The organism is Glaciimonas sp. PAMC28666 (assembly GCF_016917355.1).
Classification (GTDB): Bacteria; Pseudomonadota; Gammaproteobacteria; order Burkholderiales; family Burkholderiaceae_D; genus Glaciimonas.
In genome coordinates this window covers 592,194-608,554 of the sequence record NZ_CP070304.1, presented here as the reverse complement: position 1 = coordinate 608,554, position 16,361 = coordinate 592,194, and the positions used below count along the sequence as shown (strand labels likewise).

The following is a 16,361-nucleotide window of genomic DNA, read 5'->3' as shown; positions in this document are numbered from 1 at the left end:
CTTTATTCCGCTACCTTGATAATTAATTTCCCGAAATTTTTACCTTGTAGCAGGCCAATGAACGCTTGCGGCGCATTTTCAAGGCCATCCACGAATTCTTCGCGATATTTTATTTGTCCCGATTTCAACCATCCGCTCATTTCGCTCAAAAACGCGTTATGGCGAGGGGCGTAATCTGAATTAATGAATCCTTGTATCTTGAGCCGGCGGGTCAATATCGCGCGTGTTAACATTTGCGAACGGTCCGGTCCCTCGCGTACGCTAGTCGCGTTATAGTTGGCAATCAGGCCGCACACCGGTACGCGAGCAAATGCATTCAGCAGTGGCAATACTGCATCGAACACCGCGCCACCAACATTTTCAAAATAAACGTCGATACCGCTAGTGCAGGCCGCTGCCAGTTGCTGCGGGAAGTCATCGCTGCGGTGATCGATACAAGCGTCAAAACCCAGTTCATTGACGGCATAAGCGCACTTTTCCGCTCCTCCCGCGATGCCAATGACGGTACAGCCTTTGATCTTGGCAATTTGCCCGACTAAAGAACCGACCGCGCCTGTTGCGGCAGCGACGACTACGGTTTCGCCCGCTTTAGGCAGCCCTATATCGAGCAAGCCGACATAGGCAGTAAAGCCCGGCATTCCCAATACCCCTAATCGATGCGATGGCTTTTGTTGGCTGCTGTCGAGTTTTGTCAGGCCGGTTCCATCCGACAATAGGTAGTCTTGCCAACCGCTATAGCTAAGTACAAGATCGCCCACTTTGTAATCGGAGTGGAAAGATTCTTCCACCCGCGCTATGGTGCCGCCGCCCATGACGGCATTGACTGCGACCGGTGGCGCATACGACGGGGCATCGCTCATGCGGCCACGCATATAAGGGTCGAGGGAAAGAAACAATGTGCGCAGCAATAACTGCCCGGTGGCGGGTGTTGGTACAACTGTTTCTTCCAGTCGAAAATTGTCTGCTGTCGGCGCACCATGCGGACGGGCAGCAAGAACGACACTACGATTGATAGTATTGCTATGCGTCATGATTGGATCTCCTGAAAGTTGAATCAACGCTGGCGATCTGGCGTTGTTCGAATAATGGCTACCGTACGAAATAGCATGCCATCAGTTTATGCGATAAAAGATATTTGGACCGGCATTGCAGCGTTATGCGCCCGGTTCCTTGCTGTTACATTTCAAAAGGATCAACTCTAAATGGTCGAACCGTCAATTCAGAGCTCCGATCGGGGTTGGATGCGTCGCTGACCAGAAGGAGTGTAATGATTGGCGCGCGACGCGTGGGCAGCTGGAAAAAGCGTCCTAAACCAATTAAGGTTGTGGGAATGTGAATATACTCAACAGAGCACTTATCCGTTATCCTGCGAGAATGCAGATAGGTTTGTGGGCAGGTTACCAATTTGCGCGGCGCTTCTTACTTTCACCCAGTTTTCCCCCCGATTGTTATTGTTAATGACCTCTCGCGCTAACCATCATCTCGATACTTATCTGCTTCGCGTCTTGCACACTTTGCTGGTGGAAAAAAGCGTGTCACGAACAGCGATCAAGTTAGGGCAATCGCAACCGACTATCAGCAACACGCTAAAGCGGTTGCGCGAATTGACCGGCGACGCCATATTGGTACGAGGGAAAACGGGGATGGTACCGACCGAACGCGGGCAGGAATTGCTGGCGCTGGCAAAAGAAGGGCTGGATGTCTTTGAAAAGATCGGCGCGCCGGTAGCGGCCTTTGAAGCGGGGAGTACCGGGCGCGTATTTCATGTCGGAACGCCCGATTATCTTAACGTGCTGCTGATTCCATCCATCATAGAGCAGGTGCGGCGCCGGGCGCCGGGTGCCAGTCTGATGGTGCATGCATTAGATGCAGGACTTGATTACTCCAATGCCCTGGAGACCGGCCGTCTGGATCTGGTGATCGGCAATTGGCCCGATCCTCCGGAACATCTGCATCTTGCGCAACTGTTCGAAGACGAAGTTGTCTGCATGATGCACCGCGATCATCCGGTCGCCAAGAAAGGACTGACGCTGAAATATTACGTTGAGATGCCGCATCTGGCACCGACACCGTATATCGAAGGACATCGCAGCAGTATCGATGCAGCGCTCGCAGAACAGGGATTGAAGCGTAACATTCAGGTCGCGATCCCTTATTTTGCGTTGGTTCCGCATGTTTTGGCAAAATCCGATCTGATCTTTACGACCGGCCGACAATTCGCCAATTACTTTGTCAAGGACTGGCCGATTCAGGTATTTCCGCTGCCGTTTGACATGCCAAAAATGCGTTTCTATATGTTATGGCATACCCGTTCCCACGTCGCACCGGACGTAGTCTGGTTACGGCGTCTGATTTCGGAAGTCGCGGTGGGACTGGGTATGTCGGCGACTTGATGCCGCGCTCAGGACGCGAAACCCTTACGCGGATTCTGCATCGTACATACGGCATCGCGAGTGTGCATCGCCCTTCGCCTAACTCAGGTAGTGCTTAAGTCGAGGTTGATTGCGCACGACCGTTCTCATTCATCCCCATAATCAATCGAAGGGCGCAGCGGCATTTTGCGTGAGGTGGCCCGCGCATATTGCGGCGGCCAGGGCGTTTCGGCGTGTAGTGCGTCAGCAGCATGCAATGGCCAGTTAGGATTGCGCAACAACTCGCGCGCCAGTAACACGAGATCGGCTTGTTCAGTTCGCAAAATGTGCTCCGCCTGAATCGGATCGGTAATCATGCCGACCGCTCCGCTGGCAACATCGGCCTCTTTTTTGACGCGGGCGGCAAACTGGGTCTGATATCCAGGGCCAACCGGGATCACGGCATTCGCCGCATTGCCACCGGTCGAGATATCGACCAGATCGACACCCGCCTCTTTTAGCAGAATGCTTAACGCCACCGTTTCGTCGGCATTCCAGCCGCCTTCGACCCATTCGGTCGCAGAAACGCGCACCAGTAAAGGCAATTCTTCAGGCCAGACCTTGCGCACCGCAGTGACCACTTCCATGACCAGACGGATGCGATTTTCAAAGCTGCCACCATATTGATCCGATCGGGTATTGCTGAGCGGTGAAAGAAATTCGTGCAGTAAATATCCGTGCGCCGCATGAATTTCGACCAGCTTGAAACCAGCCGCATGGGCGCGCAGTGCGGCCGTGGCAAAGGCTTGCACGATGTCGGCAATTTGCTCTGCGCTGAGTGCCACGGGTATTTGGAAATTGGCGTCAAATGCGATCGCAGAGGGGCCGACGGTCTGCCACCCGCCTTGCGTTAACGGAATACTCCCTTGCGTCGCTTCCCATGGGCGGTAGGCACTGGCTTTACGTCCTGCATGGGCTAATTGAATCCCCGCGACCACACCTTGCTGTTCAATAAATTGGGTGATTCGGCGCAAGGGTGCAATATGCTCATCTTTCCAGATGCCCAGATCCTCTGGCGTAATCCGACCTTCTGCGACAATCGCGCTCGCCTCAAAAATAACCAGGCCTGCCCCGCCCACTGCGCGGCTGCCTAAGTGCACCAGATGCCAGTCGTTAGCAAAACCATCCTGAGCGGAATATTGGCACATGGGTGCGACGGCGATGCGATTTGATAACGTTACGCTGCGTAGTGTTAACGGTGTAAATAATAAACTCATAGCAGGGTTCCTGATGTCGATGTTTACATGGTGCCATTATTAAATTGCAATGCAGCAAGACTGGCGTAAAGGCCGTTTTGTGCGACGAGTGACGCGTGGTTGCCGGTTTCCACGATATGGCCGTGCTCCAGCACGATAATGCGATCGGCCCTTTGCACCGTTGCCAGGCGATGGGCGATGACCAGTGTGGTGCGACCAACCATTGCGGCTTCGAGGGCGCCCTGTACGGCGCGCTCGGATTCGGCGTCCAGTGCGCTCGTTGCTTCGTCCAGCAAAAGCAATGGCGGATTTTTCAGCATCGCCCGAGCAATCGCTATCCGCTGGCGCTGACCACCCGACAAGCGTACCCCGCGCTCGCCGAGGAATGATTGATAACCCTCAGGAAGTCGGACAATAAACTCATCTGCAGCGGCCATGGTTGCCGCCGCAATCACTTCTGCATCGGTCGCATCGGTCCGCCCGTAGCGGATGTTTTCCATCGCGTTAGCGGAAAAAATCACCGTATCTTGCGGAACGATCCCGATGGCATTGCGCAGAGTATGTAAATCCAGAAATTTAATATCCACCCCATCCAGCTTGATACTGCCTTGTTGCGGGTCATAAAAGCGCAATAGCAACTGAAATAATGTTGTTTTACCTGCTCCTGAGGGGCCAACGATAGCGACTGTTTCGCCGGGACGAATGGCTAGCGAAAAGTGCGAAAGCGATGCTGTGTCTGGACGCGATGGATAATGAAATGCGACATTCTCCAACGTCACCGCCGCGCCTTGTTCGGTGCGGGGTGGCAATTTTTCAGGTACCAGTACGGACTGCACCGGGGACTTCGCTGATAATAACTCCAACAAACGTTCAGTCGCTCCCGCAGCCCGCTGCGTATCACCCATGACTTCTGCCAAGGCACCGATTGAGCCAGCAACCAGCGCCGCATACAAAATAAATTGACCCAGTTCACCACCACTCATCCGTCCCTGGACCACCGCGTGCGCACCGAGCCATAAGACGAACACAATGGCACCAAACACTAAAAGAATCGCCATCATGGTCAGCAACGAACGGGCACGGATGCGTTCCATGGCGGTTCCGAACGCGCTTTCAATCGCACCGCTAAAGCGCTCCCCCTCGATGTTTTCATGGGTAAAGGCCTGGACCGTCGGCATCGCATTCAAAATTTCACCAGCCATCGCCGAGGCATCAGCAACCCGATCCTGCGAGGCCCTGGATAGTTTGCGGACCCGTCGGCCGAACCAGACAATTGGCAGCACTACCAACGCCAGCATGACGATGATGATTGAAGTGAGTTTGATGCTGCTGACGAACAACATAATCAAACCACCGATAAATAGTAATCCATTGCGTAAAGCCATTGAAATACTGGTACCGACCAGTGCCTGAATCAAAGTGGTGTCGGTCGTAATTCGGGACAGCACTTCCCCGGTTTTTGTGGTTTCAAAGAATTGTGGGCTTTGGGTTACCACGTGTGAATAGACGGCACTGCGCAGATCTGCGGTGACGCGTTCGCCTAGCCATGACACCATGTAAAAACGGGCTGCGGTGGCAACGCCCAAGATGCAAGCCACACCAAATAAGGCCAGAAAATACAAGTCAATATGGTTAGGATCTTTGATTCCGTTTGCGCCAAAGCCCAAGTCAATCATTTGTCTAAAGGCATAGGGAATAGCCAAAGTTGCGGCTGCCGCGACCAATAGCGCTATTCCCGCCAGAACAAACTGACGTTTATAGGGGGAAAGAAAGGGAATTAATCCAGCGAGGGTGGTTAAGCTGCGTTTTTGAGGGTCTTTAGTTGTGGTTGTCATGTTACTTTTATTTTTGTTGCTAATTGGTTAATTTGTTGCTCTAGGTTGCGGCCGGACATTTCGCGTGTCAAAATTTGAACCAACTGTCTAACCTGATGGTCGATACTCTGATAAATTATACAAATATCATTACTAGTAGTATCAAACGCGTTTTTTCAGAAGGCTGTCAAATCTCCGTCAGCTATTGCTCAAGAAAGTAATTAAGCTTCCCCGCCAAACGCTCAACATTAAATGTGGCAAGCTTCATGTCAGTCGTGGCCGATTTTGCCTAACTCAGATTGGCTCCTAGTGTAGTAGATGTTGCGAAGCAGCGCAGATTTCTCAGTGATTCTCGGTGATTCTCGCGAATAATTGATATCTTTTTATTAGCTTTGTTTAAATGAGCAATATCTTTATCCGAAATTCCTAAAATATATAGCCTGGTTCTGGACGCCTTAGTTCGATAAATTTTATTTTTACCATTCTGGAGACTTCCGTGGCGCAACAAAAACAACCGGAGCAGCCGGAAAACTGCACCCCGCAGAGTTATATTGAAGACGCGATCGTAACCCAATTAGAGGCCGGTTTAATGGCACCTCAAGCTTCAACATCGCCCAAATATCTTTACGATACGCTCGGCTCAAAGCTGTTTGCCGCAATTTGCGAATTGCCTGAATACTACCCGACCCGAACAGAAGCGTTGATTTTTGATCAGCATGCGGCCGAAATTGCGAAAGCCGTGGGTCAAGGGGCCACGTTGATCGACCTCGGGGCCGGTAATTGCGTCAAGGCGGCCCGCCTTTTTTCCAGCTTGCAACCTAGTCAGTACGTGGCAATTGATATATCTGAAAAATTCCTGCAGGAAGCGGTAACGGGATTACAGCAGCAATTTCCGCATATCGCAATGACCTGTATTGGTATGGATTTTTCAAACGAACTGGAATTGCCAGGCTCGGTCTCACGCGAAAGACGACAATTTTTTTATCCAGGATCATCGATAGGCAACTACACGCCGCTCGAGGCGTTGAAGTTTTTATTACGGATTCGAAAAACCATCGGCCATGAACATGGCGGCGATGCGTTGGAACATAGGAACGCAGGCGGCGGTTTATTGATTGGTATCGATCTCATCAAGGACAAGGCGATTCTGGATGCCGCCTATGACGATGCGTTAGGGGTGACGGCCTCATTCAATTTGAATCTTCTGCACCATATTAACCGTTTGCTCGATGCTAATTTTGATCTTGGAGATTGGTGTCATCGCGGTTTTTACAACGCCCAACAACATCGGGTGGAAATGCACTTGGAGGCGAAGCGTGCTGTGACGGTGCGTTGGAAGAACGGCGGAGTGCGGCAATTTGCATCAGGCGAGCGTATTCACACCGAGAGCAGCTACAAATACACGCAGCAAAGTTTCACTGCATTATTACAACAAGCTGGTTTCGCCAAAATTCAGACCTGGTGTGATCCGCATGAGTGGTTCATGGTGTGCCATGCACAAGGGGGATGACGATGGATGTCAAAATGGAAAAAATGGCGGCAAAAATCGTAGAACAAAAGGGTGGAATGCCTACTGTAATGAATACGACGTTAGGGACCTTGTTTGCAAAGATGCGGGAAGCAACTTTGGCGTTAGCAGAGCCGCTGGAAGAGGAAGATTGTTGCGTTCAATCGATGCCCGATGCGAGTCCGGTTAAGTGGCACCTCGCGCATACCACATGGTTCTTCGAGACCTTTATTCTAGAGCGATTCGAGCCGAATTTTCAACCCTTTCATCCCGCTTTCCGCGTCCTCTTCAATTCCTATTACGATGGCGTCGGCCAACAGCATCCGCGCGCACAGCGCGGCTTGATCACGCGTCCGTCTTTGCGTGAAGTATGGGCTTATCGTCGCAATATCGATCAGCGTATGGCGCAACTGTTTTCCTTAGCGCTCCCAACCGCTAGTGCCGAACCTTTGGCTACGTTGGTTGAATTAGGACTACACCATGAGCAGCAGCATCAGGAGTTATTGCTGACGGATATTAAGCATTTGTTTTCGATGAACCCTCTTAAACCACCTTATAAGGTTCTGGAAACAATTCGGAAACAAGTTGCGATACATAATGAGTCGGTGCCATTGCGCGCATCGGAGTGGCAAAAATTCGATGGCGGTGTGATCGAAATCGGCCACGATGGCTCCGGTTTTTTCTTCGATAATGAAACCCCGCGCCATCGCCAATTTATCGAGCCTTTTTATATTGCAACGCGCCTCGTAACCAACCGTGAGTATCTGGCCTTTATTGAAGATGGCGGATACCGGAATGCGTTGTTATGGTTGGCTGCAGGATGGGATTGGGTGACGCAGGAAAAATTGACGCATCCGTTATATTGGCAAAAATCACACTCGCAATTCGATTCCACGTGGCAGGAATTTACGTTAAATGGATTACAGCCCCTTGCGTTGGACGCGCCGGTCGCTCACATCTCATTTTTTGAGGCGGAGGCTTATGCGCGCTGGGTTGGTGCCCGACTGCCGACTGAAGCCGAATGGGAGAATGCAGCGAGCCTCGCCGATCATGACAGGGCGGACTATTTCGGTCAGGTGTGGCAATGGACTACCAGCAGTTACGCGCCTTACCCTGGTTACGTCGCGCTTGAGGGTGCTGTGGGTGAATACAACGGCAAATTTATGGTGAATCAGTATGTTTTGCGTGGTTCGTCTTGTGTCACGCCAATTGGGCATACGCGCTTAAGTTATCGCAATTTTTTCCCAGCGACTGCACGCTGGCAATTCAGCGGGATACGATTAGCCAGCTCTTCGTTACCACAGCAGGAGTAACTTAGGAACCACGCATGCTGGCCCCACGTCATCGTGCGTGGGAGGCTACGCGTGGGTTCCTGCATTATCCGCTTCGGATTTTTCGTACAACTCCGCAATTAAAAAGTCGATGAAAACCCGTACTGCAGGAAGCAAGCCCCGTTGTGTTAAATAAACCAGTTGGAGCGTGCCAGACGGTAATGTCCAGTTCGGTAGCACGCGGACCAGCTCGCCGCGGACTATCTCCTCATCGCAATTTTCTGACGGCAACATGGTAATGCCCAGGCCGCGCAATGCGGCGTGTTTCCTGATGGTGAAATCCTCTACCGCGAGTCTGGGATCGACCACCAGAGTATAGCGCTCGTTATGGGGGCCAATCAGCGGAAAATGCGCCCGGTGATCTTGATTCACAGCGCCAAGGAACGGAAATTTCGTGAGCGCGCGGGGATGTTCCGGAATGGCGAATTGTTTCATCAGGGCTGGTGCCGCGACCAGGTAACCATCGGTGTGACGCAACCGCCGCGTGGCAAGGTTAGGATCTTCCTCCTCCGGTGCGCGCACGCGGACCGCGATATCAATGCCGTCTTCCAGCAAATTCACGCGTCGATTGGTTAATACCAGCTCGACACTGACGCGCGGGTAGCGCTCCAAAAACAACGGGAGAGCCAGCGTCAGTTTTTCACGTGCTATCGGCACCAGACAACTCACCCGCACATGGCCGCTAGGTTCTGCCAGCGAACTCGTGACGGCGTTCTCAGCCGCGTCCGCGGCTGCCAGAACGATCTGGCATTGTTTGTAATAACGATTGCCAATGTCAGTGAGCGCAATCCCCCGCGTATTGCGTTGTAGTAAACGCACGCCTAATCGCGCTTCCAATTCGGATATCCGACGGGATAGGCGCGATTTTGGAATGCCAAGGGTGCGTCCGGCGGCTGTAAATCCACCTTCCTCAACCACATTGGCGAAGAAATACAAGTCGTTTAAATCATTCACAATCGGCTTTCATTGTTCCGTATATAGAACAATATATCTCATTATTGACGACTAGCTCAAATATATGGTGGCGAGTACGATGCTGTTAAACCATGCGCCAGGTTAGCGTTATTGAATCTTGCATTGTTGCTTTACTGCACCGGATCAAGGACAGAAAACCTTCTACTGGCGTCAGGCGCACCGGTAATCTTGAAAAGTTTCTCAACTTATTTTCAACTACTTTCAACTATTTGAATGGAAATACCATGAAATTATTACATATCGATTCGAGCATTCTCGGCGACGCTTCGGCTTCGCGCGCTCTGACGCAAGAGGTCGTCGCCAATCTGACGGCGAAAGAATCCGGAATTGAAGTTATCTATCGTGATTTGAGCAAAGACGTTACGGCGCACATTTCAGGCGGGACATTTGTTGCTAAAGGCACCCCAGCTGAACAACGCAGCGCGTCGCAGCAGCAGGAAGTCGCGCTGGGAGAAGCGATTTTAAATGAATTCATGGCTGCGGATGTGGTTGTCGTCGGTGCCCCCATGTATAACTTTACTGTGCCAACGCAACTGAAGGCATGGATCGATCAGATTTGTGTCGCAGGCGTCAGTTTTCGCTACACTGAAACCGGCCCGGAAGGCTTGGCTAAGGGCAAACGTGTCGTCATTGTGTCGACATCCGGTGGCATTCATGCGGGCACGCCGACAGGCATTGCACATGAAGATTACCTCAAGGTCGTCTTTGGCTTCTTAGGTATTACAGAAATCGAAGTTGTGCGCGCTCATGGTTTGAACTATGGTCCTGAGGCTAAAGAAGCGGGTTTTGCAGCAGCACGCGTCGGTATCAAAGCATTAAACACTGGGGTCGCAGCTTAAGTCGCAATAAAAAAAGTCGAGAGGGAAGGGTGTCGCGCCGCGCCGGGCAGATTTGCTCACGCATGGTGTGCGGCAATCCTGCTTTACCGGATTAACTGACATGCGCACAGCGGGCGCACATCTTTTTATTGAAGATGTGCGCTTCGCCATTTTTAAGGGCGAAGCGCAACAACACTGCAATTCATCACATACGGTAATACGCGGGAATTCAGATGTCGGCTAACGCGGGATCGCCGCGCTAGCTTTTTGGGATTGAAAAATGAGATGACTGCTTAGGCTGCAGCTGCTCTATGGTTGTTTTCCTGATTTGCGGCTTCGCTGGCAATGCCAATCTGGCGATTGATTGCGCTTAGTACGGCCTTGAACGAAGCGGTCACAATATTCGCATCGATACCGACCCCAAATGCGGTAGGGGCGTCGTTAAGGCGCAACTCGATATAACTTGCGGCTTGGGCATCCGCACCGGCGCTGATCGCATGTTCATGGAAGTCCATGAGCTTTACATCCAGGCCTAAAGCATCGACAAATGCATCTATCGGGCCATTTCCAACACCTTTGAGAGTCAATTGTTGCCCATCACGCGAAATATCGAGTTCGATATTAATCGGTTCGGCTTTGCTTGAATCCTCGGTCATCCGGTGGGCGCGATAGACATACGGGGTTTGCTTATCAAGGTATTCTTCCTTGAAGATCCGGTAAATATCGCTGGAAACAATTTCTTTACCGGTCGAATCGGCTGCTTTTTGAACGGCACGGCTAAACTCTATTTGCAACCGGCGCGGCATGACCAGGCCATATTCCTGTTCCAGCAGGTACGCCATGCCACCTTTACCTGATTGGCTGTTAACCCGAATCACGGCGTCATAGCTACGGCCCAGATCTATAGGGTCGATCGGCAAATAAGGGACTTCCCAAATAGCATCGGCCTGTTGCGCTTCGAAGCCTTTTTTGATAGCGTCCTGATGAGAGCCGGAGAAGGCGGTAAATACCAGATCGCCGACATACGGGTGACGCGGGTGAACAGGTAATTGATTGCAGTCTTCGACGCATTGGCGAACGCTGTCGATATCGGAAAAATCCAGGCCCGGATTCACGCCTTGCGTGTATAAGTTCAGTGCCAACGTGACCAGATCAACATTGCCGGTACGTTCACCGTTGCCGAACAGGCAGCCTTCCACCCGATCAGCGCCAGCCATCACTGCCAACTCCGCGGCAGCGACGCCGGTGCCACGATCATTATGTGGATGTACACTAATAATGACAGAGTCACGCTGGGCCAGATTGCGGTGCATCCATTCAATTTGGTCGGCGTAAACGTTGGGGGTGCTGCATTCAACGGTCGCGGGAAGATTAAACACAATTTTTCGTTCAGGCGTTGCTTCCCACGTCGCGGCGACGGCGTCGCAGATATCCTTCGAGAAGTCGAGCTCCGTCATGCTGAATGATTCGGGCGAATATTCAAAACGCCACTGGGTTTCTGGAATGGCGTCCGTCAGTTGCTTGACCAGGCGGGTGCCGGCGATGGCAATTTCTTTGATCTCGTCGCGTGACATTCTGAAGACTATTTTGCGAAATGCCGGGGCCACTGAATTGTATAAATGCACCATGGCGCGTTTGGCACCTTTGAGGGAATCAACGGTACGGCGAATTAATTCTTCCCGGGATTGCGTCAAAACGATGATCGTGACATCGTCAGGGATACGATTTTCTTCAATCAACTTGCGGACAAAATCGAAATCGGTTTGCGATGCTGATGGAAATCCCACTTCGATTTCTTTTAAGCCCACTTTCACCAGCAATTCAAAAAAGCGCAGTTTGCGTTCGGCATCCATTGGTTCGATCAGCGCCTGATTACCGTCACGCAAATCGGTGCTCATCCAGATGGGTGGCACGCTAATGATTTGGTCTGGCCAAGTGCGATCCGTCAATCGGATCGTTGGAAACGGGCGATATTTCGTAGCTGGATTTTGCAACATCATGATGAGCCTATAAGTGATCTGGAACTGGTGAAATGCGGGAATAGTGTGTCGTGGCGAAAAGGCTACCTGACGGCCACTTGCTGATTAACGCAAGGCCAGGTAACCGATCGGTAGCGCTAGCAGTCGGAATTGGGGCATTAACTCGGGGGCTAACAGAACGGACGTTATGGTTAGACCGCCGGTATGAATTGCGGGAGTGATGCGAATTTGGAAGAGCGGCTTGAAATACATTTTAAATTTGCTTTTCTGTCCGAGTCCCTTGTAGGGATTCTCTGTTTTACAGCATTTGGATTTGTTTTTGCTTCTGGTTGACGTCAACTTCGAGTCAAAATTTACCAGTTACAATCTCGTTATTACAAGGTCGAGATCAAAGTGCGCGTAGTAGCGATAGCGCTATTAGCGGCAGCAGTAGCCCTGGCAGGTAGCCAGAAGTATGCAACAGAGAGCGGGGAGAAATTTTTGCGGAGGACATACTCTTAATGTATGGGATATACGCCAGACCTGTCAAGCGATTATGGCAAGACGATTAAATTATATTTAATGAATGCCGGCTCGATCCAACAGCGCCATTGAATGCGCCGGATCGAAGAATTGAAACGTGGCTATCGGCCAAACAAGCCAATTAGCCCAATAACAATGAGATAAAGGGCAATGATGTAATTTAGAAGCCTGGGGATTGCCAGAATGAGTACACCGGCAATGAGAGAAACCACGGGGGTCAGGTGGAGTCCGATATTCATGTTTCGTCCAATCATTAACGAAGATTTGAGATGCTGGGTAAAAAAGAAAGTTGCCCCGGTGAAAATGAGGTGATCAAGCGTAAGCGCAAGCAATATTTACCTTTAAACCATCTTTAGTGTACTTTTGTCTTCGGGCATTGAATGTAGGACAAGCAGAAAATGTGTTGTAAGAATAAATTGTAACCAACGTAAAGTTGATTTGGTCTGAGTGACCGATAGGACACAAAAATTCGAGCGAAAAGATTGAGCGATAATGAGTTTATCCAGACGAGTAAAAAAGATCGGCTTGGCTGCAATCTGTATTGGGAGGCGATCCTTTACAAAATGACATATTGGCTAATGCCGATAAAACACATACACACAACTGACCGCTTAAGCTTTGTGCCTCACGCTCGCTATCTTTGTATCAACCATCTAAGGTGAAGTGCGGACGGCTGATTCATTTGGCAAGGCAACAAAGGATAGGCGGTATTACTCCCTTCCCGGGGAATTCGATTCGTTAATTGGCTTTTAATAGTAATAGGCCAACTTAGGGGGCCATTTAATTAGGGCGTGCGCCCGTAATCAGACGGGTAATGAAGGTCGAGGCAGAGCGCGGATGCTTGGGTATTGACCGTTCTGCTACCAAAGCCCATTGTTCTGATAACTGTTGGCAAGTTGCCCGTAGCACCGGTGCCAGCGTCGGCAGGTCAGCAAGAGTTCTGAGGTGATATTCAATCGTCGCGGCTGACTGGGCGCAGGCACCGTCTTCGAGGCTGCGGATATTGTACTGAGATATACGCTGCAATACCGCAGAAACCAACAAGTCTGGCGGTATATTGCGCGCGTTGATATCTATTAATATTGTATCGGTAGACCTGGATGAGGCTTTGGATGGCACGGTATTGGTCAAGACAGACTCCTTGTCATAAATTTTACTGATCGCACCTTAAATAGTAATGATTCTCATTTGTATTATTGTCTGCCAAGGCGAGGAACGCAAGCCTTTATTAGTTTAGATTTTTTTACAGGTCAGGTGGCTGGCGTCAGTTATCGGAGTCTTTGCGTCGATAAACTGACATCACGAACCTTAAATTTGACTATTGACTTTCAGTGACCGTTTGCGGGTCAAAAAGACGTTCGCGCTTTTGCTCCTCATCAAAGTAGGATTGGTAGGTCTTGATCAGATCGCTGCGGCTAACAATACCGATCAGACGTTTCGACTGGGAATCCGATACCACGGGCAGTCGCTCAAGGTGATGCGATGCCATCCTAGCTGCGGCAATGCGGCAAGTTTCACCCGGCAGTGCGAAAACCAGCGGATGATGGTCATCGGATGGGAGAAATATCGTTGACAGGGCGACCTCAGGGTTAGCCAGGGGATGAAAGCTAGCCCGATCTAGCATCCCGCATAAGCGCTGATCCGCATCAACAACCGGATAACAGCGATATTTTTGATCAACCCCAAAATAGCGTGTCAACGTTTCACCGATGCTCAGATTGGACGCTATCGACGTGACGTCGCTACTTTTGATTTCATCGACATGCTGTCGTTCCAGCGGGTCGACCCCGTATTCCCGATAAATATGAAAGCCGCGACGGGCAATTTTTTCGGTCATGATTGATCGCCGCATGGTTAAAACTGTAAAGCCATAAGCCACACCGGAGGCTAATAACAGTGGCAGCAATGCGTTTGTGTCATGTGTTAATCCAAAGGCAAACACCGCAGCCGTCAGCGGCGCGCCCAGAACGCCGGCTAATACCGCTGCCATGCAGACTAAAGGCCACAGATGAGCATCGCCGCCCGGCAGATATGGGCCAAGAACCGTTCCGAGCCCTGCACCGATAATCAACAACGGAGCGAGTACACCGCCAGATGTGCCGGAGCCAAGAGCCAGCATCCAGATAACAGCCTTAACAAGTAGCAAACCTACGACCACCTGCACCGCCAAATGATTATTCAGGAGATCGCCAATCACGTCGTAACCGACCCCTAGAGCGCGGGGCTCGAAATATCCGCCAATTCCGACCATCACTCCGCCGATTGCCGGCCACCACATCCAATGAATCGGTAACTTGTGAAACAGGTCTTCGATTTTATACAGCGCTGTCGACATAAATGCCGATAGCGCCCCGCCGCAAATACCTGCAATCACGCAGGAAAACATCGTCGTGATGCCAACTACGCCGGTTTGAAGTGGAAATAGGGGGCCTGCATCCAAAAGTAGCGGGCGGGTAAAGCCGGCCACAGTACAAGCAACAATGACCGGCAATAAACTGCGAGGTCGCAATTCGAACAGCAATAACTCGACTGCCAGCAAGACAGCCGCAATAGGGGTGCCAAAAATAGCCGTCATGCCCGCGGTAGCACCGGCAACTAATAACGTTTTCCGTTCTGCCGAGGTGACATGGAAATGCTGCGCGATCAACGAGCCTATTGCGCCGCCGGTCATGATGATTGGTCCTTCGGCACCAAACGGCCCGCCGCTGCCAATGACTACTCCTGAGGATAATGGCTTCAATATCGCGACCTTGGCCGACATTTTACTTTTGCCGAACAAGATTGCTTCAATGGCTTCAGGGATGCCGTGACCACGGATTTTTTCACTTCCAAAACGGGCAATCAGGCCAACGATCAGGCCGCCCGTTATTGGTAGAAAAATGACCCAAATGCCGAGATGATTCTCTGCCGGTGAACGTGCAGCGAACGACCAGCTCTGGAAGAAAAATAAATTTGTAAAGAGGTGGATCAGCCCCACTAATACGAATGCAGCCAATGTTCCACAGCAGCCGACGACAACTGCGATGAGGGAAATTTTTAAAAGCCGTGGGTCGGCCGAAAAATCGCGCCTCAGGTGGTGGAGCTTGGCGTGATTAGACGGCTGTTGACGTGGAGGATGCGGATCACTCATGATGTTTTTTCAAAATTGATATGGGGGATACGGAAAGTGTCCGTCAATGTGTTTAGTTCTTCGTGATGAAGGGTGGCAAGGGTCGCTAAACAGCGTTCGCCAGCAGGTAAAAGATGCACATTTACCTGACGCCTGTCGATTTCACCGGTGCGGCGTTGCACCAACAATAGCTTCTCGCAACGGGAAACCAAGGCGACCACGCTGTGATGCTGGGACTGCAGGCGCTCGGCAAGTTCGCCTACGGTGGACCAATCGCGGCCAGGAGAGCCTTTGACGTGCAACAAAAGTAAATATTGCTGCGGAGTGACGCCATTTTTTTGTGCCGCTTCTTCGCTGAAGCGTAAGAATTTCCGCAATTGATAGCGGAATGCCGAAAGTGCTTCGAAGTCCGATTTTGTAAGGGGAGAGATAGTGTCAGGGGGCATTTGGTAGCGATTTAGATCAAGGGAGAACGAAATTATATCAAATTACGATATAAATTTTTAATAGAAAGAAAAGGCCAAAAAAACCCGCCTACGCGGATTTGGATGTATTGAGAAGGAAGAGGGGACAGACCAGGCGGAAATGCCAGTTAACGCGTAGTCAAAAAAAGCAGGATGCGAACTATTCTGGGAATCCAGGGTATTGACCCTTTTTTAACAGGGATGCTAGTTGATGAGGTGTCGATCTAAAACGGTT

Annotated in this window: 13 protein-coding genes; 4 read left to right on the top strand and 9 right to left on the bottom strand. The window is 50.9% G+C overall.

Features of this window, described 5'->3' with window-relative positions:
- Positions 1-2 precede the first annotated feature (2 nt).
- Positions 3-1,031, bottom strand: a complete 1,029-nt coding sequence (locus JQN73_RS02670; RefSeq protein ID WP_205321623.1) for an NADP-dependent oxidoreductase — start codon at positions 1,029-1,031, stop codon at positions 3-5.
- A 426-nt stretch (positions 1,032-1,457) separates the two neighbouring features.
- Here JQN73_RS02670 and JQN73_RS02665 point away from each other — a divergent pair, with 426 nt between their 5' ends.
- On the top strand, positions 1,458-2,393 hold the full coding sequence (locus tag JQN73_RS02665; protein WP_205321621.1) for a LysR family transcriptional regulator: 936 nt from the start codon (positions 1,458-1,460) through the stop codon (positions 2,391-2,393).
- A 125-nt stretch (positions 2,394-2,518) separates the two neighbouring features.
- On the opposite strand, the gene JQN73_RS02660 is transcribed toward JQN73_RS02665, so the two are convergent.
- Complete coding sequence (locus JQN73_RS02660) at positions 2,519-3,628, bottom strand: NADH:flavin oxidoreductase/NADH oxidase (protein WP_205321619.1); 1,110 nt, start codon at positions 3,626-3,628, stop codon at positions 2,519-2,521.
- Positions 3,629-3,651: 23 nt separating this feature from the next.
- Positions 3,652-5,442: an ABC transporter transmembrane domain-containing protein gene (locus tag JQN73_RS02655; RefSeq protein ID WP_205321617.1), complete on the bottom strand. Its 1,791-nt coding sequence runs from the start codon at positions 5,440-5,442 to the stop codon at positions 3,652-3,654.
- Between the two features lie 475 nt (positions 5,443-5,917).
- Here JQN73_RS02655 and egtD point away from each other — a divergent pair, with 475 nt between their 5' ends.
- Together egtD and egtB are read left to right on the top strand one after the other, a co-directional pair.
- A complete protein-coding gene (gene egtD / locus JQN73_RS02650) occupies positions 5,918-6,931 on the top strand; it encodes an L-histidine N(alpha)-methyltransferase (protein ID WP_240162403.1) in 1,014 nt (337 codons plus the stop codon).
- Positions 6,932-6,999: 68 nt separating this feature from the next.
- The gene (gene egtB / locus JQN73_RS02645) at positions 7,000-8,241 is read left to right on the top strand and encodes an ergothioneine biosynthesis protein EgtB (RefSeq protein WP_205323140.1); all 1,242 of its coding nucleotides are present in this window, start codon (positions 7,000-7,002) and stop codon (positions 8,239-8,241) included.
- Positions 8,242-8,286: 45 nt separating this feature from the next.
- Here the strand turns inward: egtB and JQN73_RS02640 are convergent, their stop codons facing one another.
- Positions 8,287-9,213: a LysR substrate-binding domain-containing protein gene (locus tag JQN73_RS02640; protein ID WP_240162402.1), complete on the bottom strand. Its 927-nt coding sequence runs from the start codon at positions 9,211-9,213 to the stop codon at positions 8,287-8,289.
- Positions 9,214-9,458: 245 nt separating this feature from the next.
- Here JQN73_RS02640 and JQN73_RS02635 point away from each other — a divergent pair, with 245 nt between their 5' ends.
- Positions 9,459-10,073, top strand: a complete 615-nt coding sequence (locus tag JQN73_RS02635; protein ID WP_205321615.1) for an FMN-dependent NADH-azoreductase — start codon at positions 9,459-9,461, stop codon at positions 10,071-10,073.
- A gap of 272 nt (positions 10,074-10,345) precedes the next feature.
- On the opposite strand, the gene leuA is transcribed toward JQN73_RS02635, so the two are convergent.
- The 5 genes from leuA to JQN73_RS02610 all read right to left on the bottom strand — a co-directional run bounded on the left by leuA (position 10,346) and on the right by JQN73_RS02610 (position 16,108).
- Complete coding sequence (gene leuA, locus JQN73_RS02630) at positions 10,346-12,052, bottom strand: 2-isopropylmalate synthase (RefSeq protein ID WP_205321613.1); 1,707 nt, start codon at positions 12,050-12,052, stop codon at positions 10,346-10,348.
- Between the two features lie 602 nt (positions 12,053-12,654).
- Positions 12,655-12,792 (bottom strand): DUF3096 domain-containing protein, encoded by a 138-nt coding sequence (locus JQN73_RS02625; protein WP_205321612.1) that lies wholly within the window; start codon positions 12,790-12,792, stop codon positions 12,655-12,657.
- 541 nt (positions 12,793-13,333) lie between these two features.
- Positions 13,334-13,684 carry a hypothetical protein gene (locus JQN73_RS02620; protein WP_370551298.1) on the bottom strand — a complete coding sequence of 117 codons (351 nt, stop codon included), beginning with the start codon at positions 13,682-13,684 and terminating at the stop codon, positions 13,334-13,336.
- A gap of 187 nt (positions 13,685-13,871) precedes the next feature.
- Positions 13,872-15,683: a chloride channel protein gene (locus JQN73_RS02615; protein WP_205321611.1), complete on the bottom strand. Its 1,812-nt coding sequence runs from the start codon at positions 15,681-15,683 to the stop codon at positions 13,872-13,874.
- On the bottom strand, positions 15,680-16,108 hold the full coding sequence (locus JQN73_RS02610) for a MarR family winged helix-turn-helix transcriptional regulator (protein WP_205321609.1): 429 nt from the start codon (positions 16,106-16,108) through the stop codon (positions 15,680-15,682). Before JQN73_RS02610 ends, JQN73_RS02615 begins: the two co-directional genes overlap by 4 nt.
- Positions 16,109-16,361: the final 253 nt, after the last annotated feature.

Excerpts from the sequence above, each read along its gene's own strand:
- JQN73_RS02615 (WP_205321611.1), bottom strand. The coding sequence starts at position 15,683 with ATGAGTGATCCGCATCCTCCACGTCAACAGCCGTCTAATCACGCCAAG.
- JQN73_RS02665 (WP_205321621.1), top strand. The coding sequence starts at position 1,458 with ATGACCTCTCGCGCTAACCATCATCTCGATACTTATCTGCTTCGCGTC.
- JQN73_RS02655 (WP_205321617.1), bottom strand. The coding sequence starts at position 5,442 with ATGACAACCACAACTAAAGACCCTCAAAAACGCAGCTTAACCACCCTC.
- egtB (WP_205323140.1), top strand. The coding sequence starts at position 7,000 with ATGAATACGACGTTAGGGACCTTGTTTGCAAAGATGCGGGAAGCAACT.
- JQN73_RS02625 (WP_205321612.1), bottom strand. The coding sequence starts at position 12,792 with ATGAATATCGGACTCCACCTGACCCCCGTGGTTTCTCTCATTGCCGGT.
- JQN73_RS02670 (WP_205321623.1), bottom strand. The coding sequence starts at position 1,031 with ATGACGCATAGCAATACTATCAATCGTAGTGTCGTTCTTGCTGCCCGT.
- JQN73_RS02610 (WP_205321609.1), bottom strand. The coding sequence starts at position 16,108 with ATGCCCCCTGACACTATCTCTCCCCTTACAAAATCGGACTTCGAAGCA.
- JQN73_RS02660 (WP_205321619.1), bottom strand. The coding sequence starts at position 3,628 with ATGAGTTTATTATTTACACCGTTAACACTACGCAGCGTAACGTTATCA.
- leuA (WP_205321613.1), bottom strand. The coding sequence starts at position 12,052 with ATGATGTTGCAAAATCCAGCTACGAAATATCGCCCGTTTCCAACGATC.
- JQN73_RS02635 (WP_205321615.1), top strand. The coding sequence starts at position 9,459 with ATGAAATTATTACATATCGATTCGAGCATTCTCGGCGACGCTTCGGCT.